We start from the raw sequence: 21,836 nt of genomic DNA, 5'->3' as shown, positions 1-21,836 counted from the left end.
CACCTCCTAATGATCTACTGTTAACCGTTCAATATGTTCCATACATTCATTGCAAACGTATTTACAAAGAAAGCCCATAATGGAGAATATAGATAACCCATTTGGAAAGCCTTTACCATCCAAAACATTTCTACTACGTAGTAATAGTAAAGTACACGCGATCCTGCTTCCCACCAAAGTGGATCTGTGATGAAGAGGACAGAAACTGTCAAAAGAATTAACCTTAAGTTGTTTGTTAACACTAAGAATTCTTGGTTCTCGTGATGTATATCAATCTTACTTACGTTGAATCGCTCAAATCTAAACTTGGCAAAAACCAACGAGCCAACATATGAGGTAATAACGAAGATAATCTTCAGATAAAGCGGTTGGCGTCCTTCGATAAAAAGAGCATTAAAATAGAATCCATAATCTGTAGAAAGAAAGATTGAAGTAGTTGATGGAAAAATTAAGAAAATCAGCATGTACGGTATCGAAATAAGGAAAAATGTAAAAGGGATAGAAAATCTAGCCCTAATAGTGATGCCATTTACTCGCGTATAGGGTATACCACGAACCTGGCACTTGTTTAAGATAACAGCTAAAAACAATAACGGCACAACAAAAATAAGCGAAAAGTGAAACATTATTCCCAGGAAGAAAAGAAGAAAGGAAAGAGAGTACTTTTTTCTAACAAGATATTGAATGGATAGAATCATAAGTAATCCAGCCAAACATTGGCGGAGAGCGTTTGAAAAGCCAAGGAGGAAACCTGGCATAAGCACTACAAGTATGAAATACTTCACTATTGATGCGATATCATTTTCTCCCGCAGATTTAGTAGTTATACTAACAATTAAGTAAGATATTATGAGTATAACAAATTGAACAACCCATATTGTCAGTCGCGGTGACAGGAAGTTTCTCAAGACCATTAGCGTAATTGAAAATAAAGGCTCAAATGTAAAATATGAGACATACCCTACAGCATCGGTGTAGTTTAGTATATCAAATGTATCTGGCTTGAGAAACAACAAAATAAAAGTTAGAGCGGATAAAAGGAACAATATAAAGCCATCCATTTTTTTCTTCATCAACATATATGTCGTAATTATAAGATGAAGTAAAACATATATAGCTGCAAACAAGGTGTCTTATCACTCCTTAAGCTTTATTGTTTTTAAAAAGCGTCTTACTCTGCAAGCGTTAAATGCGAAGTGTTTTAGCTCGCATAGTTTTTTATTGAAAAGGTATCATAAAATCTTAAACACCTTTTTTAAGAAACTTTGTTTAATGTACCACAAATCGATGTTCTGCAATAATCTATCATAATCTGTTTGACATAATATAAAATAACTTTGGAAAATACCTCAACATTACATATCCAACAAATGTTGGAAACCACAACTTGGACGACACCGGAAGGGGTAAAGGCATCTTTTTGAACGTTCCTCTTTTTGCTCTCATGACTGTAGCCATCTCATCGTATGTCATAATCTTAGATAATCTGTAAAATGCTCGTACATAGAGATATGGTAGCTTGAAACGACGGATTAAATTCAAAATCTCATCTTTGCTCCTGCGATCCAAAAAGTATTTGTCATTTTCGACCTCTTGGGTAAATAGCTCGTAAGCTTTCAAAGAATCCAGGACTTTATCAGAAGCCGCTAAGCTTCCACTCGTACGCTGTACGTAAAACATTCGACCGCTGGGACTAAAAACAACTTTCTTTGCGTGCAAAAGGATTTCCATATAAAAGTATTGATCTTCGCCACCATGAAACTCTTCTGGAAACCAAATTTTTCCATTATTTATAAGATCACGTCTGATAATGTTATTGCCTGTACATAACCATTTCCTTCCTTTTAAAAAATCCTTCAGAAATTCTACACCAGATATTATTGCTTTGTGTGATTTATATAGTTTTTCATACGATAGTTTTCTACATTCTGTGTCGCTTTGTAGGATTCTATCAAAAGGACAGTATGTAATATCGGCACGATTTTCCTCGGCAGCTTTGTACAATGAACCCAATGTTTCGGGTGAAATATAGTCATCGGAATCTAAAAAGAAGAGATATTTCCCATTAGAAGCTTTTATACCCTCGTTTCTTGCTTTTGATACATTCCCTTCTGGAATCGATATTATTTTATATCTTTCCGCAGGGAGCATCTTAGAAAGACATTCCTTTGCCACATGTAAAGTCCGATCGCTTGAACCGTTCTCGATAACGACAATTTCAGAATCTTGAAAGGTGTTGCGGGTCACAGAATCTATACATTTTCCTAAATATTTCTCTGAATTATGTGCAGGTATAACTACACTTATTCCAAACATGTATTGCACCTCGCATTAAATATATTCTGAGCGACAGAGGCAGTGATGCATTACCTCGCACCCCTTCTCCAGAATATAGCTTCAATTGTTTGAAGAATTATCCTTAAATCCATAATTGTGCTTCTGTTCTTTATGTAGTACAGATCATACTCCGTCTTTTTTTTGTACTCTTCAAGCGTTGTCGTGTGTTGATAATTTATCTGTGCCCAGCCGGTTATACCTGGTTTTAGCCTTAGTCTGTATTGATAATATGGAATCCGATTTGAATATACCCTATGATACTCCACCATCTCTGGCCTTGGCCCAACCAGGCTCATCTCACCTTTTAACACCAGCCAGAATTGCGGTAGCTCGTCTATTCTTAGAGGTCTTATTATTTTTCCAATTTTTAACATCCTTGTTTGAATCGTGCCATTTGGATTGCTCGGGTCAAAACCTTCTTGCTTTAACGAACGGAGCTTTACAAATTGGAAATACCTCCCATTCTTCCCAACACGTAGATGTTTGAAGAATACCGGCCAGCCATCTTCAATAAGTATCCAAATTCCAAAGAACAGCATGATTGGTAGGCTTATTATCAACCCCACTATCCCTCCAAGTATGTCGATAATTCTTTTCATCGGTGATTCTTTTGCCTTTTGGAACTCAAGTTCGTAGTATTCTTTGAAATTCTCAATCACTTCAAGTGGGATCCTTCTTAACACTCTCTCTGCAAGTTCTGAAAGGTATTCGATTTTAGCCGTGCTGTTTTCAAGCAGATAATCTACGTGCTTGTACAGTTCGTAGTTTGCAACAAGCACATGGTCGTACGTCTTTATCTTCTCTTTCAGAGTTGTCGGTGAAGGGTTGATGTATTGAACAAACTGGTATTCACCGCGTGTTTTTCGAGTGATTTCATCTAAGATATGACCTATTTCTTTCTCACGACCTATGACTATGTATTTTTTTGGTTTTATCCTTGTTTTGAAGACAGAATTGAATAGCCAGTTAGCTAAAACTACAGAGATTGTGCCAAGAAAGATGTGAATGTAGATATAATCGAATGTCAAGGATTTCTTAAACACTGGATAGAAAATGTATTTCACGGCGTTTGAAAATATCAAGGCGATAAAGGTTCTTACGATTTGTTCGTTGATGCTTTCAAGGTGCTCAGTTTCATAGACTCTGAAGGCAAAAAGTGAAGTGCAGCTGATCGAGGCAAAGACCAAAGAGGTAAACACAGCCTTTGTCAAAAGCCAGTTTAAAAACCACAGTATTGCATAATCTAAGAGAAATAAACGCATTGTTTTCATCAAAATCTCCCCAAGTCTATTTTTGATCCAGTTTTTTCAATGCGTTTCTCAGTTTATCCAATTGATCCATGTCACACACTAATATCCCATTTTCGCTTTCCACTATTACTAAGTTATCAACACCTATCACTATGGTTGGTTTTGTGGTTTTAACAAACACATTTTCACTGTTTTCGAGTACTGTGTAGTTCGAATTTTGTGTTCCAAGATCTTTGAGTGATTTGAAGTTTCCAACATCAGACCAAATAAAATCTGCCTTTACCATATAGATCTGGTCTGTTTTTTCCATCAATGCATAGTCTATACTTATAGATGGTACTTTTTGATAAATACTTTCTATATCTGTGCAACGCAAAAACGGTTCGATCACCTGCGGGGAATGTTTTTTCATCTGTTCAATGAAGTATTCATTTTTGTACATGAACATGCCACTGTTCCAAAAGTAATTGCCTTTTTGTATATATAGCAAAGCTGTATCATGATCAGGCTTTTCGTGAAATTTAATGACTCTAAAGATGTTGCTTTCTATCCGTTCATTTGACTGGATATAACCATATGCAGTTTCAACACGTGTGGGGACTATACCAAAGGTGATTATACCTTCGTGATTTTCAATAAACTTCTGAGCCGTTTCAACACACTGCCAAAATTTATCAATTTGAGATATGTAGTGGTCTGATGGAACTATAAAGATTGTTTCATCTTCTGGAAGATTCAAACTTGCAAAAACACATGCAGGTGCGGTGTTTTTTTTTTGATGGTTCGAGCAATATGTTTTGTCTTGGTATCTCGGGAAGTTCTGAATATGTGGCTTGCTTATAGACTTTGTTTGTGACAATGTATATATCATTGGGATTGGCTTTATAGGAAAGTCTTTCAAAGGTTTGCCTTAATAATGTTTTTCCTTCGAATAACTTTAAAAACTGCTTTGGTGTTTGAAGGGTAGAAAGTGGCCAAAATCTCTCTCCGCTTCCCCCAGCCAAAACCACGATTTTCAAAGCAATGCCTCCTGTATTTGTACTCCAAAAAAATTATATTGGATGGAACAACAAAAGTCAAACACCTTTTAAACTTTTTCATATTTCCACTCTTTTATATTCCTTTCTTCACTTGAGATACTTATACCCACCAGATAACATCTTTTGTATTTGTATGATTCATGATATCTTTTTTGCCTTATCTGTTCTATCGCTTTGCTCGCAGGTTGATCTATTTTTAATTCGAATATGTATACCGTACCATCGGTCTTGAGTATTATGTCTATCCTCCCACCACCAGTCTCTACTTCTGTCTCTACATTGTACCCAGATGCAGCAAGTATACAATATACCAGTGATTGATAATACATCTCTAAGTTCTTCACTCTCTCTTCTTTCACATGCCTTTCTATCTCACCTGTTATCCTGTAGCTCATCCCTGATATCACTGTTTTAAATACTTCAATCAATCTGTCTATATCTTCTTCCTTTATCGCCTTTTCTATCTGTGCCGATATCTGCCTCTTTTTTTCATCACTTATCTGGTAATTTATCTCTAATAACATGCTACCTATCGATTTTTTCACATCTATATTGGGAAAATCTATTTTGTACCTGCCTTGTTCTATAATCTGTTCAAAGGTCAAATACCCAGATTGTATCAAGAAAACTTTCGGTGTCGTCTCTTCTATTTCTCTCTTGGATAATTCACTCTTCTCTACTTCACCGTCTTTTAGTATCTCGTTTAAATCTACCTTCTTGTTTATGAAATAGTCATACAGAAATTGTGGTGCACCACTCTCATGCCAATACTCTGCAAATTCTCCACTCTTGTAAAATAGCAATACTGCAAATGGATTGTATACTTTGTGTTTGCCATCGAAGGAAAAACCATTGTAGTAGTTTTCAAGTCGTTCGAAAAATTCTTCTTTTGTCATGTGATTTTTTCTAAGGTAATTGTCTGTGTAATCATGAAAATATTTTTCAATCTCTTCTTGTGTATATCCAAACATTTGTGAAAATTTTTCATAGTAGGAGATATCTTCTAAGTTATTCAACGCACTGAATACACCCATCTTTGTGAATTTGGTTATGCCTGTTATGAATACAAATCTCAGCGAACTGCCAAGACTCTTTATCTTCCCATAAAATTGCCTTAGTTCATTCCTCATCTCCTCTATCTTTGCCTTGTTTGTTATGTGATCCAATATCGGCTTCTCATATTCGTCTATCAGTAAAACTACAGGCTTTGATGTCTTTAAGTGAATGTTTTTTATCAATTCCTGTATCCTGTTCGATACCGTTTTGGTCTGAAATTCTATACCGTACTCCTTGGAATAATCTAATAACATCATCTGAATACTCTCTCTCAATGTCTCAAGATCTGTACTGTCTATTTTGTTCATGTCCAATACAACAACAGGATATCTCTCTTTCTCCCAATCCCAGTTGTTGTATATCCATGTGTCTTTGAACAGTTCTTTTTCTCCTGTGAATAGATAATAAAATGTGCTGACCGTTAAACTCTTCCCAAATCTCCTTGGTCGTGAGAGAAAATAATATATCCCCGTAGTTGCCATTTCATGCAGGTATCTTGTCTTGTCTACGTATATGTAATTACCCTCTATGATCTGTTTGTAGTCGTTTATACCTATCGGTAGCTTTTTCACTTTAAACCTCCTCCGACCTTATTTTTGCCAAAGGAACGCACAACGAGTTTCATTTGCTAAAAAGTTCATTTATCAAACGCTCTTTGGAGATTTTCAGATATTCTGCTATGTCTTTTAATATGTTATTTAAGGTACCTATTTTGAGATAAGAATGATCTGGAATGGTGATTCTATGTTCATAACCCATAATATTTGAGGACAATCTCAGATGACTGCCGCTCTTTCTTGTTATCTCATAACCATACCCATTGAGTAATTTGGCAAGCTCTCTACCTGAAAGGTTTCGTGGAAGTTTAGCCATATGTAAATGTTTCTTCTCTTACAATGTGGAGTCGAATAATATCTGGTCTGTCATCAATTTTATCAAAATGGCAATTTATAGCGTCTTTTATGTTCTCTTTGAGCGTTTCTAAGGTGTCTGCTTCGGTAAAAATACTATAATCTAAAGCTCTGGCGTTATATCCACCCTCTGGATCTTCCTCCACTATGAAAATCATCTCTTTGAGTTTCATTTAACATCACCTTCTATGCACAGAATTTCATGTCTATCTTAACACGAAGCAAAAATTTACTCCTCAGACTTTTTCATATTTCCATTCTTTTATATTTCTTTCTTCACTTGAGATACTTATACCCACCAAATAACATCTTTTGTATCTGTATGATTCATAATATCTTTTTTGCTTTATCTGTTCTATCGCTTTGCTCGCAGGTTGGTCTATTTTTAATTCGAATATGTACACTGTACCGTTGGTTTTCACCACTAAGTCTGCCCTTCCCGTATTCGCTATCTGTTCTTCTATCACTTTGTACCCAGCGACACCAAGTAAGGTCTTTATATATGTCTGGTAAAATGATTCAAGCTGGGTTATTTTATCTTCTTTCCCTGATCGTTTTATCCTTTCAATAACATCATAACTTATCTCTGCTAATGCTGATTGTATCGCCCCCATCAATTGCTCTACGTCTTCTTTTGCCATTGATTCACGTATTATGTATATCTTTTGGTTTATTTCACTTGTATCCATGCCATATCTCGCTTCTAACAATACTTTATCTAACCCTGCCTCTACATCTATATTGGGTATACCCAGTATGTACATCGGTCCTTGCTTGGGATCTGGTGATACTCTCTTTGTTAGTGTTAAATATCCCGCTTGAGTTAGAAAGATAACAGGTGATGTATCTTCTATTTCTTTGTCAGTAAAATCACTTTCAGGAACTATTTTCCCTACCAGATCATCTCTTGTAACTTTGTGAGTTTTGAAATATTCGAAAATGAACTGTGGAGCTCCAGATTCGTTCCAGTATGAAGCAAATTTTTTGTTGTACAACGCAAGTAATACAGCATAGGGATTGTATACATGATGAAGGCCATCAAAAGAAAAACCATCATAATAGCTTTTCAAGGTTCCAAGGTATTCTTTTTCTGTCATTTTCATTTCTCTGCTCACTTTTGTTATGTGTTCACTGAAATAATGTTCTATTTCTTGTTGTGTATATCCAAGCATCTGCGAATAAAATTCACTGAAAGTGATATCTGTGAGATTATTCAACGCACTGAATACACCCATCTTTGTGAATTTGGTTATGCCTGTTATAAATACAAATCTCAGTGAACTACCAAGACTCTTTATCTTCCCATAAAATTGCCTTAGTTCATTCCTCATCTCTTCTATCTTTGCCTTGTTTGTTATGTGATCTAATATCGGCTTCTCATATTCGTCTATCAGTAAAACTACAGGCTTTTTAACCTTCTCATGTGCCTTTTTTATCAACTGTTCGAATTTCCCATCTATGGTGTCATCCTGAAGTACTATGCCATATATTTCAGCATGTTCTTCTAAAATCATCTCAAGCCTTTTCCTCATACTCCCTATATCACTCGTGTTTAATCTGTTCATGTCCAATACAACAACAGGATATCTCTCTTTCTCCCAATCCCAGTTGTTGTATATCCATGTGTCTTTGAACAGTTCTTTTTCTCCTGTGAATAGATAATAAAATGTGCTGACCGTTAAACTCTTCCCAAATCTCCTTGGTCGTGAGAGAAAATAATATATCCCCGTAGTTGCCATTTCATGCAGGTATCTTGTCTTGTCTACGTATATGTAATTACCCTCTATGATCTGTTTGTAGTCGTTTATACCTATCGGTAATTTCTTCACAGTTTCACCCCATTTTATTATGCCATGGGCACTTTTTCAGAGATGTGACTTGTGTGACAGCTGTCTACAAACTGTGACAGTTGTGACAGATCAGGATGAGATCAAATAGAAGATCTTTCCAGAAACCATTAATTTTTCATCTCTTTCAATTATCAATCCGTCTTCCTTTAGACGGTTTATATAAGTATAGGCAGTTTGCCTTTTTACATTTCTTTTCTCAAGCTCTTTTACTATGTTATTCCTGCTCCCCTGATGATCTGCCACAATACGAAGCACTTTTTTCTGAAGGTCTGTTAATTCCCAGGAACTTCCAAAATATCTTTTGACTATCTTTTTAATAGTTTCTCTTGCTATTTGTCCTGTTATTCTTTCGTTATCGAGATTACTCTGAACGATCTGTTGAGAAATCCAAAGGGCATCTCTCGGGTTCCCATCACTGTATCTCGCTATTTCATAAAGGGCATCGCCGTCGAAATAGTCTGGATAAGCTATCAACCTTTTTGAGATCATTTGCTGTATTTGTTCATCATCAAGTGGCTCTATAAAAAATGTATCTTTCAATATATTCTCTAAATTTCCAGATTCGTTCCATCTCAATCTGTCTCTCACATATTCCCTGTATATTGCAAATGGCAAAGAAAGTATTACCACTAATCCGTTTTTACCAAAAACAGCTTTGAGCGAATCGAGAATTACAAGCACTTCTTCTTTCTTTTCTTTATCGAGTTCATCTATGAGCAGAACAACTTTATTGTATTTTCTCAATAGAGCCTCAAGGAGTTTATCAAACAATTCATAAGCTTGATAAATATTGAATTTCTTTGTGCGAGTCGTACTCTTAGAAAGATTCCCTGTTACAAAAACCCCTCCAGCTGCTCCAAGAGAACTGGTTTCACTTCTTTCTTCGACAACGAAATCAATCGCTTGCTTTGCAATTTTCAAAAGCTCTGTGGCTTTGCTTTTCTTCACTTCCGCAGCGAGTTTGTAAAGCATATCGGCAATTATTATCTCTTTGCTCTGCTTTTCTGTGAGCTTCAGATAAATCCTTTCTCCTTCATCGGGCTTAATGAAATTCAACACAGTTGTTTTTCCGACACCCGTTTCGCCGCACACACCATAAATTCCCGCCGGTTGGAATGAACACACCATATTGAGGGAATCTATTTCTTTTTCTCTGTCAACAAGTAGATCCTTAGAGGAGAGGGGTTCATCAAAAAGTGCTTTCAGAATATTTTTTATATCATCTTTTTTCATTTGACCACCAGGTATAATTATAACATTGTAGATTGTGACTTATGTGATAGTTGTCTACAAACTGTGACAGTAATCGTTTATCCCTATTGGTAGCTTTTTCGCAGTTTCATCCCATTTTATTATGTCATGGATATTTTTCGGATCATTCAATGGACGATTCTTGATTAAAACCCAGCCTTGTGGTATCATAAAGGACGAAAAGTTGCCGAGGTGGCGGAAATGGCAGACGCGCATGACTCAGGATCATGTGGGTTACTCCCGTGCGGGTTCAAGTCCCGCCCTCGGCACCAGAAGGCCGCAAAGCCGGCCTTAATATTTTGTAATGGAGGTTTTTAGTTGGAAGTAGTTTGGCTTTTTGACCTGCCTGTCACAATAGCAGAAAAACAAGAGCTTCTTGATTTATTAATCCAGCGAATCTCAGATGGAACAAAAACTTTTGTTGTCACAGCAAATGCTTCAATCATGGTTAAAGCCTTCGAGGATGATCTTTATAGAAAAGCAGTTCAAAAAGCAGACTTGATCTTTCCAGATGGGATAGGGGTTGTTTGGGCTATCAAGAAAATTCACAAGAAGAACTCTCAAAGGATAACTGGCATAGACACGATGATTGAATTGTGCAAAATCGCCGAACAGCGAAAATGGAAAGTGTTTTTACTCGGCGCAAGACCAGAGGTCGTTGCTAAGGCGGCGGAGAATCTCAATAAACGATTCAACAACATCATCTGCGGGTATCATCACGGTTACTTTGTAGATAACGAGCCGTTGAAGGTTATTAATTCAAGCGGTGCCAACCTGATTTTCGTTGGTATGGGAGTGCCAAAACAGGAACTGTGGATCAGTGAGAATTTTTCAAAGATAAATGCTGTTTATGCGATGGGTGTTGGTGGTTCATTCGATGTAATATCCGGTTTTAAGAAAAGGGCTCCAAGGTTTATTCAAAAACTCCACCTCGAATGGCTTTACAGATTTCTTCAATCACCGCTCGATAAAAAGAATGTGCCAAAGGACGTACTCAAGTTCATAAAAATCGTTCTTTCCAATCACTGACTTGATCTGTTCATGAAAATAATCATCACGATTGAAAGTAGTTCCATCAAAACCGAGAAGATCACGAGTAAAACTAACGATATGTCATACAAAACACCCATCAACAAACTACCAAGGAACCAGGCAAAACCAAAAACCGTGTTGAAGATCCCATAGGCTGTACCACGTTTTTCAACAGGTATCAGATTTGCTACAACTGCCTTCAAGATAGATTCTTGAGCGCCTATTCCAATGCCCCACAAACACACTCCAAGAACTATCGCAAACAAATTTTTTGTCAGGAAGATGAGTGGTGCAAAAAATGCACCGAGTGACGAAGAGATTATTAGAACTATCAAACCACGTTTATCAAAGAGTCTACCGAATACGACCGCTGCAACGGCATCGATTCCCATTGCGATCGAATAAAATAATGGGATCAAAGAGGAGCTCATCAAGTTGATCTTGCTGAAATGATAGGCTATCAATGGAAAATCAGCAAAACCCGCGGCAATGAATGAGATCGCTATAAGATACCAACGAAAACTTTTATTCACCACATGAGTTGACTTCACAGGGGTGTTTTTTTCAAAATCACTCGGTGTCGGAAACAATACTCGGCCAATTGTCAGCAACAATAAAGAAATCAATGCAGGCACGAGCAACAGCGAGAAGGCAAATTTGTATCTCAGAATTTCTCCACCACTCTTCAGAGCCAGAGCGACAGACAAAATCACCGGACCCGTTACGGCACCAATTTGATCCAAAGCTTCTTCCAATCCAAATCCCCAACCAGCCCCGACTTGTTTCACTGCAAAGGACATCATTGTATCCCTTGCGGGCTTTCTGATAGCTTTACCGAATCTTTCAGCTATTAAAAGTAAAACGGCTAACTGCCATTTCCCAACGAGTGCCAAGGTAGGAATCGCTAATAGATTCATTAAATAACCAAGAAAAGTCAATAGCCAATAACGTTTTGTTTTATCTGCAAAATAACCGCTCACGAGTCTGAAGGCATAACCTATGAATTCACCAAGTCCAGCAGTTAAAGAAATGGCGGTAGCACTTGCACCGAGAAGACCGAGGTATGGTCCTGATATACTCCTAGCTCCTTCATAGACAATATCAGAAAAAAGGCTCACAAAACCCATCAAAATGATGAATTTGATCGCCGAATTTGATTTACGATTCAAATCGATCACCTCTTTCTTATATTGTTTTTATACTGCGATGAGTTATCATTATTAAGTGAGGTGTGGTTACGTGAAGATTAAGAAACTCGATCCTTCTGTTGTTTCGAGAATTGCTGCCGGAGAGGTTGTTACCGGTACGCATTCCGTAGTTAAAGAATTGGTCGAAAACTCAATAGACGCTGGAGCAACGAGAATTGTCGTTGAGTTATTGAATGGTGGAAAAGATGAAATAAAAGTCCAAGACAACGGTGAAGGAATGGACAGAGATGATTTACTGTCTTGCTTTGAGCCTCATGCAACAAGCAAGATTTCGAATTTCGAAGACATCTATCTACTCAGGTCTTTTGGCTTTCGTGGTGAAGCCCTTTATTCTATCTGTCAGGTGAGCAAGACCAAGATAACTTCGAGAACCGACCGATCGCAGGTGGGTCATGAAGTCGAAATCGTGGCAGGAAATTTGATATATGAAAAACCCAATGCCTGTCAAAAGGGTACGGTTGTCGTTGTAAAGGATCTGTTCTTCAATGTGCCTGCGAGGAGGAAATTTCTAAAGTCATCTGCCGTCGAAGGTAGAATGGCAACGGAAACATTTGAAAGATTCTGTCTTTCACATCCACATATAGCCTTCATTCTGTTGAGAGATCAACAAATCGTGTATAATTTTGTGCCATCAACCTTGATTGAACGCGTCAAGGTTCTTTTCAAAGATGTGCCACGGGATTCTCTGATCTCTTTAGACGTAGAACAACATGGAATGAGATTATCCGGCTGTGTAACCAAACCACCTTTTTTTAGAAATAAAAGATCTTTATTCACCTACGTGAACGGTAGGTATGTGGTCAGTTCTATTGTACAAAGCGCTATTTATTCGGCATACAGCGATTTTCTAAACCAAAAGGAACATCCACTGGTTGTTCTGAATTTGGATGTTCCCCCAAAAGATGTCGATGTGAATATACACCCTCAGAAATTGGAAGTGAAATTTTCCGACGAAGAGAAGGTCTTCAAATTCATCCGAGATTCAGTGAAAGGACTCTTTGAAAAAGTTGTCGTGCGTAAAATTCCAGTGGTCATTCCTTCTTCTAAAGCAACGGACCATAAACTATCTGAGCCTGTTGATACTTACAGAAACAGTACAGATGTACAAATTTCCGAACACAGTACAGCGCGCACTGGTTATTTCCTTGAACCCTTGAATTTTAACATAATTGGTATTGTGAGAGGAAGGTACATAATCGTTGAGACAACAGAGGCTTTGCTCGTTGTTGATTTTCACGCGGCACATGAGAGGCTCATATACGATGAAATAATGTCTTGTATTGATCGCATGCCAACAATAGATTTACTCATGAATATTGAAATACCACTTAGAAAGAGTGAACTTGATGTTCTCGAGAGAACAGATCTTTTGAAGAAAATAGGGTTTGATTATCAAATTCAAGCTGGGAAGATAATTGTCAATAGAATTCCGAAATGGTTGAATCAAGGAGATCTCAAAGAGTTTCTGATACAAAGTATTGATGAGATGAAATTAATAGATCTTCAGAGCTTTGAGGAAGTCATGCGAAAGATTATAGCTGACATGGCATGTAAAAATGCATTGAGAACCAAAGATAGGCTTGATAATGAACAAGCCATCTTCCTTGTTCAACAAATCTTTGATAAAAAGATCACTGCCTGTCCGCACGGTCGTCCAATAATTTATTCCATAGAATTCAGAGAACTCGATAAATTCTTCGAAAGGATTTGATGATGTGGAAGGCGTTTTGATTAGACAAGTACGTTTATCCGATGCGGCTCAATTGGTATCTTTCAAAAGGGAAGTCTCCAGTGAATCGAAATTTCTTTTAACATGCCCAGATGAAGTTGAAGATATAATTGACCAAAGAAGGATGATCGCTCTTTATCTGGGTGACTCACGAAGGATTTTTTTGGTAGCTGAGTACAATAATCAAATAATTGGGATGATAACTCTCTCTGGTTCAAGTAGAAGGAGGATTATGCACAAAGGGGAGTTGGGTATAAGCGTGCGAAAGCAGTTTTGGGGTAAAGGTATCGGAAGTAGTCTTATGGAAGAGTGCCTGAAGATCGCAAAACAAAAAGGATTCAAGAAGATCCAATTAGAAGTGATGTCGAACAACAACAGAGCTATGGCACTTTACAAGAAATTTGGTTTTGAAGTAGAAGGTGTCAAGAAAAAAGCGGTTTTCATTGACAATGAATATGTAGATCTGGTGGTAATGGGAAAATGGTTGGAAGATTCGTGAGGATACTCTTGATTTTCCTGATCCTGACTTTCTGTTTATTACTGCCGATGTTATTGATCAAATATGAATTCACCGAAGCTGTTGAAAAAAACAGCATTTTGCTTGTACAAGTAGCCAACAAATTAATAGAATCACAAATCTTGAAAAAGATTGAGGCTTCCTTCGATATCTCGAATCGAGTGCCTGCTGATTATGTTGAATTGGCGAAAAAGATCGGAGGACTCTTTCTTTACGATGAGAATTTGAAAAAGATCGTTGTCTGCATACGCAAAGAACAAGGAGTGCAGAGTGCTTTAGTTTCTCTGACTGATCTATCTATACCCACAATGTATTTTGTGACAGACACAGCGGGAAGAATCATTGCTGCCTCAGAAGTTGTGAATATTGGCGAGAGACTCTATGGTATTATGACAATTCAAGAGACCAACAAAGTGTTCAAAACAAAATACAGAGGTTACGATGTCCTCGCTTTTAGCAGTGTCAATCCTGTTTATGGATTTTCTGTGACTACCTTTATTTATATGGAAAATATCCTGTGGAAGATATTCATACCATTTGTTTTATGTGTCTGCGTTGGTTTGACGATTTTATTAGTCCTTTTTCAGGATCATTATAGATCGAAACTGGTTTCGATCAGAAAGTCACTTGAAAAACTTGCAGAAGGCTCAGCTGATAAAGTAAAGATAAGGGATAAAAAGATTTCAAGAATCATCGATGAACTCAATGAGAATATTCAAAAAAAGGACAGAATCTTGAAAAAAGCCGCGCAAGAACTTGAGGTTTTAAAGCAAACTCTTGAAAAAATCAGGGAACGCAAGTCATAAATTCTGTATGAAAACGAGTATCTGTGCAACGGCAACGTACAGATCGTCGGGTATTTCTTCAAGTAGTTGGAGTTTGTACAACTTCCTGACAAGGGCTGGAGATGAAACTATTGGAACACCGGACTTCTCAGCCTCATTGATGATTTTTTCAGCGATTTCTCCCTTTCCCTTGGCTATCACAAAAGGGGCGTTAAATTTCTCTGGATCATAACCAAGTGCGACTGCCAGCTTATGCGTATAATCCATTTCTCAACCCCCCTGTGTTTATCAAGACACTTTTGAAGTATGTGTTCAAAGAATCTCTCAAATGTTGGATCTGTTCTTGATTGGCTCTGAAACCAGACATATTTACAGCAATCTGATCTGCGATGATGACCCCATCGATGGTCATCGTTTTAGAATCTCTCACGAAATCTACTCTGAATTTTTTTGAATTTCTATCCATGAATATGTGAATCGGCTTTTCAAGGTCTGGTAGACTTTTAAATGTATATGGATGTGAAACTGTCATGAGCCACAAACCAAAAGTTTCCATATTCTCGTTGATCTCACCTTTTTTATAGTACAGACCTAATTGATCAAAAAAATCACTCTGGAGTTGTCCCACACGCCTTTCGACTTGCTCAGCGAGTTTCGCAAGAAACGGTATATCCAAATTCCCTCTGGGCTTATCTATGTTTCGCAAAAGCGGTTGGAGTTGTTGCAAGGGAGGCAAAACCTCTGGTGCTTCAAAGACTTTTTCTGCGACATAAACCTTGAGATTGGATGGATGATCGGTTATCCTTACCAATTCACCTATCTCGGGCAATTTTTTGTTCATCTTAACGACTGTCTCGCCCTTCTCGGTCCTTATTTTCACCCATTTTCCAAATCTATCAACCACAATACCATCCATCGAAATCCTCCTTTAGTATTATCGTCAGAACTTCGAAAAAACAACAATGTACCGTTGAGTGTTATCATCTATAAAATATCTAATAAAAAGGAGGTGGAATCTTGCACATAAGTCAGTTTTTCGAACCCGGGACTCCCGCTGCAATTCTATCATGGGGTCAACTTGGAACTTCTTTGGCAAAGACAACCTATGGTCTATTAAGACACAGTAGAGTTCTAAAACCGGTTTGTGTCATAGCCGAACAAGAAGGAAAACAAATCAGTGACTTTGTATCGCCGGTGAGATTCAATGTTCCAATTGTAAACGATGTTGATAAGGCAGTCCGATTGGGTGCGAGAGTTTTGGTAATAGGTATATCAAATGTCGGGGGTTATCTACCCGATGAACTTGTGAGACACATTCTCAAAGCGATTGAGTATGGACTTGATGTAGTTTCGGGGTTACACCTTAGGCTTTCTGAAATAGAACCATTTCTGAGTGCTTCTAAATTAACCAAAAGCCGAATAATAGATGTCAGACATTATGATGGAAAATTGAGAATCTTCAATGGACAGATTCTGAAATCGAAAATTTTGCGCGTTTGTGTCCTTGGCACGGATTGCGCTACTGGCAAGAGAACAACCGCAATTCAATTGTGGGAAGCGGCTTTAAAAAGAAATCTTCCAGCTGCTTTTCTTGCAACAGGTCAAACTGGTATTATGATAGGGGCCGATGAAGGAGTCGCAATAGACGCATTGGCTGCAGATTTCGTACCTGGCGTTGTGGAAGGACTCATTCTTAAGCTCGAACAGAAGGGAAATCGTATCGTTTTCATCGAAGGACAAGGTGCTTTGAGACATCTTGCGTATGGTCAGGTGACACTTGGTCTAATATATGGATGTATGCCACAATATGTGGTCATGGTACATGAACCTCGAAGGAAGAAATTTGAATTTTTTGAAGACTTTCCTCTGGTACCAGATCCTGTTAAGGAGATACAGTTGATTCAACAGCTGGTAGGATCAGAGGTGTTGGGTGTTTCTTGTTTGGATAGAGATTATAAACTTGACGGTTATTTTGTTTTTGATCCTTTTGATGAAAAACAACTTTCAAAAATCATATCAAAACTGGAGGTGGCTTTGTGAAAATCAAGTCGATTTCTTTTAAAAGGGTTTTTTACCAGTACTTTGAACCATTCACAATTTCGCTTGGCACTCACGAGGAACAGGAAAATGTCGAAGTTTGTGTGAGGCTCGAAGATGGTACGGAGGGTTGGGGTGAGGCTTCGGCGTTGTTTGTCATTTCTGGTGAGACGCCTCAGATGCTTGAAAAAATGGAATCCACGGTAAAGGATATCTTAGTGGGAAAAGATGTTGAAAAATATCATATCCTGTTCAATTCACTTCAAAATCTAAGAGCGACACCAGCGATCAAAGCAGCGGTTGAATTTGCCATAATAGATGCATTTTGCAAAAGATACAGGATAAAACCATATCAATTCTTCGGTGGTGCTAAGGATAGACTTGAGACCGACAAAACAGTTGGTATAGAAGATCTGAAGACCACATTAGCTAAGGTTGAAAGAATTTACAAAGAAGGCTTCAAAAAGATAAAAATAAAGGTTGGTAGAGACGTCAAAACAGATATAGAGAGAGTTGTTAGATCCAAAGAAATCGCACCAGACGCGAGTTTTGTAGTCGACGCCAATCAAGGATTTTCACCAAAGGAAGCCGTGGAGTTTATTCAAGCGCTCTATCATGAATCTGTTAACGTCGATGTCTTCGAGCAACCTGTTTTCAGGTACGATATCGATGGGCTGAAATTTGTCAGATGGAACAGTCCGTATCCAGTGGCAGCCGATGAAAGTGTTTTCACAAAATACGACGCATTGAATGTTATAAAAGAAGAGGCAGTAGATGTAATAAATATCAAACTCATGAAATCAGGGCTGAGCGATGCCCTGGCGATCATACAAATAGCCCAAGCGGCAAATATAAAATTGATGATTGGTTGTATGGGTGAGAGCAGCCTTGGGATCAGACAGAGTATCCATTTGGCTGCCGGTACAGGTGCGTTCACGTATTATGACTTGGATTCTCATTTATCATTAAATGAAGAAAAGTTCAGAGGTGATTTCAAACAGGAAGGTCCATTTATCATCTTAGATTGACCTTTGAAACAATTTAGACTTAAAAAGTCTAATATAAATGTAAACCGCACCATGTACAATTTAAATTGAGGAGATGGTGCGGTTGCTTATTTTAGAGAATATAAGTTTTATCAGAAACAACAGGTATATCTTGAAAAACGTAAATATAGTTTTCCAAAAGGGTAAGGTATACACCATTCTTGGGACTAATGGTGCGGGGAAATCGTCTCTTGCATATCTCATAATGGGAATAAATGATTATAAACCATCAACAGGTAAGATTTTACTCGATGGTGAAGATATAACCAATCTTTCTATAACAGACAAAGCCAAAAAGGGTTTGACACTATTGTGGCAAGAACCAGTCAGATTTCAAGGGCTGACTGTGGAACAGTATTTGACACTCGGTGGAAAATTGAAAATCTCGAATGATCAAATCGATTTTGCTCTTGATCTTGTGGGATTATCACCAGAACTTTACAAGCACAGGATGGTCGATGGACTTCTGAGTGGGGGGGAAAGAAAAAGAGTTGAACTCGCTTCTGTTTTACTTCTGAATCCACGCTATGCAATCTTGGACGAACCTGATTCTGGTATTGACATAATGTCTTTGTCGATGATCGAGAAAGTGATTGAATACATTGTAAAAAACAAAGGAACGGTTATTGTCATCACACACAGAGAGGAAATCGCAAAGATATCGCAAGAAGCCTACCTACTGTGCAACGGCTCTATTCTCGCTCAAGGCTCGCCCGATAAGATCATAGAGTATTATAAAAACAAATGCGATAGTTGTTCACATGCAAACATTCCTACCACTGAGGAAGTGAGAATATGATAAGTACAATTGATCAAAAAAGAGAATTTGAATTACTGAAAAAGGCTTATGAAAAAGCCGGTGGAGATGTTTCTAAGTTTTTGGACAGAAGAGTAGCCTCTCTGATAATAAGTGGAGATAGAGTAATAGGTCTCAATGGGCTTGAAGGTATACGAATCTTTCCAGAAAAAATCGACAATGGAGTTAAGGCAAAGATATTGATAGAGAAGAACACAGTGATTCATACTCCTGTGCATATCTGTACGGGATTTGTTGAAAAAAGAGGTCTCCAACGTGTTATCTTTGAAATAGAGGTTGGAGATAATTCACAGGTGAGATTCGTGGCTCATTGTACATTTCCATGGGTAGAGGAATTCACCCATGATGCATTGGCATTAGTCCATGTAGGAAAAAATGCAAAGATGTACTATGCCGATGAGCATTATCACTCTAATACAGGTTCAATAACTTTAAACACAACCACGAGGGTTATCGTAGAAGAAAATGGACTCTTTGTGAACAACTTTACATTGACCAAAACAAGGATTGGTAAATTGCGTCTTGACGCATCGGCTGAAGTTCAAAAAAACGCCGTGGCAGATCTATCGGCAAAGATAAAGGCAAGTAAGTCAGATGAAGTTTTGATAAGAGAAAAACTCGATTTAATTGGTTCTCATGCCAATGGCATCGCAAAGACAGTTGTTGTTGCGTTAGATCAGTCCAAGGTTAGAGTTGTGAATGAGGCTTATGGAATTGGGGATTATTCAAAAGGTCATGTAAAATGTGAAGAGATAACAAAAGGTGAAGGAGTCGATGTGAGCACTGTCCCTGTTTTGAAGGTGCTGAATGAGTTAGCGGAATTAACCCATGAGGCTTCCATAGGTCGTGTCAATGCAAATCAACTTCAAACGTTGATGGCAAAGGGATTAAGTGAGGAAGAAGCAACTGAATTAATAATAAAGGGTCTTATAGGATAATGTGAAAAATCAGGGGGTGTGAGGATGAATCAATATGTGGAAAAGGTGAAAAGCGCCGTTGATTTTTTGAAACAGAAGAGTGGTGTAGCTCCTCAGATTGGCATAATTCTTGGCTCGGGTCTTGGGAAAATCGCTGATGTATTGCAAGAACCAAAGAAGTTTCATTACTCAGATATACCAGGTTTTCCAATATCTACAGCACCTGGACATAAGGGTGAACTCATCTTTGGGAAGTTGAATAACAAAGATGTTGTTCTAATGAATGGGAGATTCCATTATTATGAGGGATATTCCATGCAAGAAGTGACATTTCCCATTAGGGTTATGCAACTACTCGGTGTGAAATATCTGTTTGTGACAAATGCATCGGGGGGATTGAATCCAGTTTTTGATGTTGGAAAGCCAATGATCATAACGGATCATATAAATTTCATGGGTGATAACCCATTGATAGGACCGAATGTTGAAGAATGGGGACCTCGATTTCCAGATATGAGTGAGCCGTACGACAAAGAGCTGATCAAACTCGCAAAAAGAGCAGCTCGAGAAGAAAAGATAGATGTTTACGAGGGTGTCTATGTGGCAGTAACAGGTCCAAATTTCGAAACACCAGCGGAATTAAAGATGTTCAGAAATCTCGGTGCCGATGCCGTTGGTATGTCAACGGTCCCAGAAGTAATAGTCGCAAGACATGCCGGTATAAAGGTACTCGGTCTCTCTGCTATAACAGATAGAGCCGTACCTGAAGATCTGAAACCTTTGAGTGCAGAGGAAGTCCTTGAAATAGCTGAAAAGACTGGAGAAAAAATGGCTCGAATTATTCTGAGGGTTATAACTTACCTGTAGGAGGTGTTCGATGAGAGTTTTTCTCGATAACTGCAGAACTACGAGAATAATACCCGAGGTTGCACAGGTAGTTTTAGATTACATGACCGACAAATTCGCAAGACCAGATGGCCTTTATCAATCTGCGCAAGAAGTCTACGATGATATAGTGAACGCAAGAGAATTTTTCGCCAAATCGATAAATGCAGATTCTGCAGAAGAAATAATATTCACCTCAGGCGCAACAGAATCAAACAATTTAGCCATTCTCGGTGTTGCTCGAGCAAACAAAAATAAAGGTAATCACATAATTGTCTCGGCGTTAGAGCACGGTTCAGTTATGAGTATAGTGTCTCACCTAAAAGAAGAAGGTTTTGAAGTTACTACAATACCCGTTGATAATGAAGGATTTATAAAGTTAGATGAATTACAAAAAGCGATCAAACCATCTACGATATTGGTGAGTGTTATAGCTATAGGTCATTTTGTTGGATCGATTATGCCACTCGAAGAAATTGGAAAGCTCTTGAGCCAACAAGATCACAAGATATATTTTCACACCGATGCCGCTGAGATGTATGCAAAATTTCCAGTCGATGTGAAAAAGATGAAAATCGATCTGATGAGTGTGAGTGGCCATAAATTTCACGCACCAAAAGGTGTTGGGTTTTTGTACATGAAAAAAGGAGTAAAGATTACGCCCATAATGTATGGTGCAGAGTCTTTCGACAAGAGAAGACCTGGTGGAGAAAATGTCCCTGCAATAATGGGAATGAAAAAAGCTGCGGAAATCGCCATTCAAAATATGGATTCAACTTTTGAAAATCTCAGAACACTGCAGAGATATTTCATAGACAGAGTAGAATCGGAGATAGATCATGTGATTCTGAATGGACCAAGAGACGATCGCAGAACACCTTATAATGTCAACTTCAGTTTTAAATTCATAGAAGGCGAAGCCATAAGCTTGGCTTTGAGTATGGAAGGAGTGGAAGTTGCAACTGGCTCAGCTTGTGCTTCAGAAAAATTGGAACCAAATTACGCAATCCTCGCCATCGGTGGTGACCATGAGAGAGCGCATGGGTCGATCAGATTCACCTTTGATAGATTCACAACAAAAGAACAGATAGATTACACAGTAGAAAAACTGAAGTCAGTTGTCTCGTGGCTCAGAAAGATCAGCCCTATTAAGGCTGGGAGGTGATTA

23 protein-coding genes and 1 tRNA gene are annotated in these 21,836 nt (G+C 38.1%); 11 read left to right on the top strand and 13 right to left on the bottom strand.

What is annotated here, in order from left to right; translation table 11 throughout:
• Positions 1–20 precede the first annotated feature (20 nt).
• The 10 genes from TSP02S_RS03885 to TSP02S_RS03845 all read right to left on the bottom strand — a co-directional run bounded on the left by TSP02S_RS03885 (position 21) and on the right by TSP02S_RS03845 (position 9,677).
• Positions 21–1,061: an EpsG family protein gene (locus tag TSP02S_RS03885; protein ID WP_232503792.1), complete on the bottom strand. Its 1,041-nt coding sequence runs from the start codon at positions 1,059–1,061 to the stop codon at positions 21–23.
• A gap of 244 nt (positions 1,062–1,305) precedes the next feature.
• On the bottom strand, positions 1,306–2,316 hold the full coding sequence (locus tag TSP02S_RS03880; RefSeq protein ID WP_041082031.1) for a glycosyltransferase family 2 protein: 1,011 nt from the start codon (positions 2,314–2,316) through the stop codon (positions 1,306–1,308).
• A 50-nt stretch (positions 2,317–2,366) separates the two neighbouring features.
• Positions 2,367–3,608, bottom strand: a complete 1,242-nt coding sequence (locus TSP02S_RS03875) for a sugar transferase (RefSeq protein WP_041082029.1) — start codon at positions 3,606–3,608, stop codon at positions 2,367–2,369.
• A 16-nt stretch (positions 3,609–3,624) separates the two neighbouring features.
• Positions 3,625–4,413: a mannose-1-phosphate guanylyltransferase gene (locus TSP02S_RS03870; protein WP_269763783.1), complete on the bottom strand. Its 789-nt coding sequence runs from the start codon at positions 4,411–4,413 to the stop codon at positions 3,625–3,627.
• Positions 4,307–4,597, bottom strand: coding sequence for a sugar phosphate nucleotidyltransferase (locus TSP02S_RS11165; RefSeq protein ID WP_269763782.1), 291 nt, complete (start codon positions 4,595–4,597; stop codon positions 4,307–4,309). The genes TSP02S_RS03870 and TSP02S_RS11165 overlap by 107 nt, the downstream gene beginning before the upstream one ends.
• A gap of 77 nt (positions 4,598–4,674) precedes the next feature.
• A complete protein-coding gene (locus TSP02S_RS03865; RefSeq protein WP_041082027.1) occupies positions 4,675–6,255 on the bottom strand; it encodes an ATP-binding protein in 1,581 nt (526 codons plus the stop codon).
• A 49-nt stretch (positions 6,256–6,304) separates the two neighbouring features.
• Positions 6,305–6,556 (bottom strand): type II toxin-antitoxin system HicA family toxin, encoded by a 252-nt coding sequence (locus TSP02S_RS03860; protein WP_041082026.1) that lies wholly within the window; start codon positions 6,554–6,556, stop codon positions 6,305–6,307.
• Positions 6,549–6,767 carry a type II toxin-antitoxin system HicB family antitoxin gene (locus tag TSP02S_RS03855; protein ID WP_041082024.1) on the bottom strand — a complete coding sequence of 73 codons (219 nt, stop codon included), beginning with the start codon at positions 6,765–6,767 and terminating at the stop codon, positions 6,549–6,551. The genes TSP02S_RS03860 and TSP02S_RS03855 overlap by 8 nt, the downstream gene beginning before the upstream one ends.
• A gap of 63 nt (positions 6,768–6,830) precedes the next feature.
• Positions 6,831–8,423 carry an ATP-binding protein gene (locus TSP02S_RS03850; protein WP_041082022.1) on the bottom strand — a complete coding sequence of 531 codons (1,593 nt, stop codon included), beginning with the start codon at positions 8,421–8,423 and terminating at the stop codon, positions 6,831–6,833.
• A 90-nt stretch (positions 8,424–8,513) separates the two neighbouring features.
• Positions 8,514–9,677: a KAP family P-loop NTPase fold protein gene (locus TSP02S_RS03845; protein WP_041082021.1), complete on the bottom strand. Its 1,164-nt coding sequence runs from the start codon at positions 9,675–9,677 to the stop codon at positions 8,514–8,516.
• Between the two features lie 204 nt (positions 9,678–9,881).
• Between TSP02S_RS03845 and TSP02S_RS03840 the strand changes: the two genes are divergently transcribed.
• Positions 9,882–9,967, top strand: a tRNA-Leu gene (locus TSP02S_RS03840).
• Between the two features lie 46 nt (positions 9,968–10,013).
• Positions 10,014–10,724: a WecB/TagA/CpsF family glycosyltransferase gene (locus TSP02S_RS03835; protein WP_041082020.1), complete on the top strand. Its 711-nt coding sequence runs from the start codon at positions 10,014–10,016 to the stop codon at positions 10,722–10,724.
• Here TSP02S_RS03835 and TSP02S_RS03830 read toward each other — a convergent pair.
• On the bottom strand, positions 10,718–11,905 hold the full coding sequence (locus TSP02S_RS03830; protein ID WP_408645540.1) for an MFS transporter: 1,188 nt from the start codon (positions 11,903–11,905) through the stop codon (positions 10,718–10,720). The two genes, TSP02S_RS03835 and TSP02S_RS03830, sit on opposite strands and share 7 nt — an antisense overlap.
• A 61-nt stretch (positions 11,906–11,966) precedes the next feature.
• Between TSP02S_RS03830 and mutL the strand changes: the two genes are divergently transcribed.
• The 3 genes from mutL to TSP02S_RS03815 are packed head-to-tail and all read left to right on the top strand — an operon-like array spanning position 11,967 to position 14,987.
• Positions 11,967–13,646, top strand: coding sequence for a DNA mismatch repair endonuclease MutL (mutL, locus tag TSP02S_RS03825; protein WP_041082018.1), 1,680 nt, complete (start codon positions 11,967–11,969; stop codon positions 13,644–13,646).
• A gap of 16 nt (positions 13,647–13,662) precedes the next feature.
• Complete coding sequence (locus TSP02S_RS03820) at positions 13,663–14,163, top strand: GNAT family N-acetyltransferase (RefSeq protein ID WP_232503760.1); 501 nt, start codon at positions 13,663–13,665, stop codon at positions 14,161–14,163.
• A 47-nt stretch (positions 14,164–14,210) separates the two neighbouring features.
• Positions 14,211–14,987 (top strand): hypothetical protein, encoded by a 777-nt coding sequence (locus TSP02S_RS03815; RefSeq protein ID WP_232503759.1) that lies wholly within the window; start codon positions 14,211–14,213, stop codon positions 14,985–14,987.
• Here the strand turns inward: TSP02S_RS03815 and TSP02S_RS03810 are convergent.
• Together TSP02S_RS03810 and TSP02S_RS03805 are read right to left on the bottom strand one after the other, a co-directional pair.
• The gene (locus TSP02S_RS03810) at positions 14,982–15,233 is read right to left on the bottom strand and encodes an EscU/YscU/HrcU family type III secretion system export apparatus switch protein (protein ID WP_041082013.1); all 252 of its coding nucleotides are present in this window, start codon (positions 15,231–15,233) and stop codon (positions 14,982–14,984) included. The genes TSP02S_RS03815 and TSP02S_RS03810 overlap by 6 nt on opposite strands.
• Positions 15,217–15,882 carry a hypothetical protein gene (locus tag TSP02S_RS03805; RefSeq protein ID WP_041082011.1) on the bottom strand — a complete coding sequence of 222 codons (666 nt, stop codon included), beginning with the start codon at positions 15,880–15,882 and terminating at the stop codon, positions 15,217–15,219. The genes TSP02S_RS03810 and TSP02S_RS03805 overlap by 17 nt, the downstream gene beginning before the upstream one ends.
• Before the next feature lie 101 nt (positions 15,883–15,983).
• Here TSP02S_RS03805 and TSP02S_RS03800 point away from each other — a divergent pair, with 101 nt between their 5' ends.
• The 6 genes from TSP02S_RS03800 to TSP02S_RS03775 all read left to right on the top strand — a co-directional run bounded on the left by TSP02S_RS03800 (position 15,984) and on the right by TSP02S_RS03775 (position 21,833).
• Positions 15,984–17,006, top strand: coding sequence for a DUF1611 domain-containing protein (locus TSP02S_RS03800; protein WP_041082009.1), 1,023 nt, complete (start codon positions 15,984–15,986; stop codon positions 17,004–17,006).
• Complete coding sequence (locus tag TSP02S_RS03795; RefSeq protein ID WP_052465300.1) at positions 17,003–18,031, top strand: L-Ala-D/L-Glu epimerase; 1,029 nt, start codon at positions 17,003–17,005, stop codon at positions 18,029–18,031. The genes TSP02S_RS03800 and TSP02S_RS03795 overlap by 4 nt, the downstream gene beginning before the upstream one ends.
• 82 nt (positions 18,032–18,113) lie before the next feature.
• Positions 18,114–18,848, top strand: coding sequence for an ATP-binding cassette domain-containing protein (locus TSP02S_RS03790; protein WP_041082007.1), 735 nt, complete (start codon positions 18,114–18,116; stop codon positions 18,846–18,848).
• Positions 18,845–19,804, top strand: a complete 960-nt coding sequence (locus TSP02S_RS03785) for a SufB/SufD family protein (protein WP_041082006.1) — start codon at positions 18,845–18,847, stop codon at positions 19,802–19,804. The genes TSP02S_RS03790 and TSP02S_RS03785 overlap by 4 nt, the downstream gene beginning before the upstream one ends.
• A gap of 24 nt (positions 19,805–19,828) precedes the next feature.
• Positions 19,829–20,650 (top strand): purine-nucleoside phosphorylase, encoded by an 822-nt coding sequence (locus TSP02S_RS03780; protein WP_144380716.1) that lies wholly within the window; start codon positions 19,829–19,831, stop codon positions 20,648–20,650.
• Between the two features lie 10 nt (positions 20,651–20,660).
• Positions 20,661–21,833 (top strand): cysteine desulfurase family protein, encoded by a 1,173-nt coding sequence (locus tag TSP02S_RS03775; RefSeq protein WP_041082003.1) that lies wholly within the window; start codon positions 20,661–20,663, stop codon positions 21,831–21,833.
• Positions 21,834–21,836 lie beyond the last annotated feature (3 nt).

This window comes from Thermotoga profunda AZM34c06 (assembly GCF_000828675.1).
Classification (GTDB): Bacteria; Thermotogota; Thermotogae; order Thermotogales; family DSM-5069; genus Pseudothermotoga_B; species Pseudothermotoga_B profunda.
Note: the sequence above shows the minus strand (reverse complement) of the source record. Positions and strands in the feature narration are given on the sequence as shown.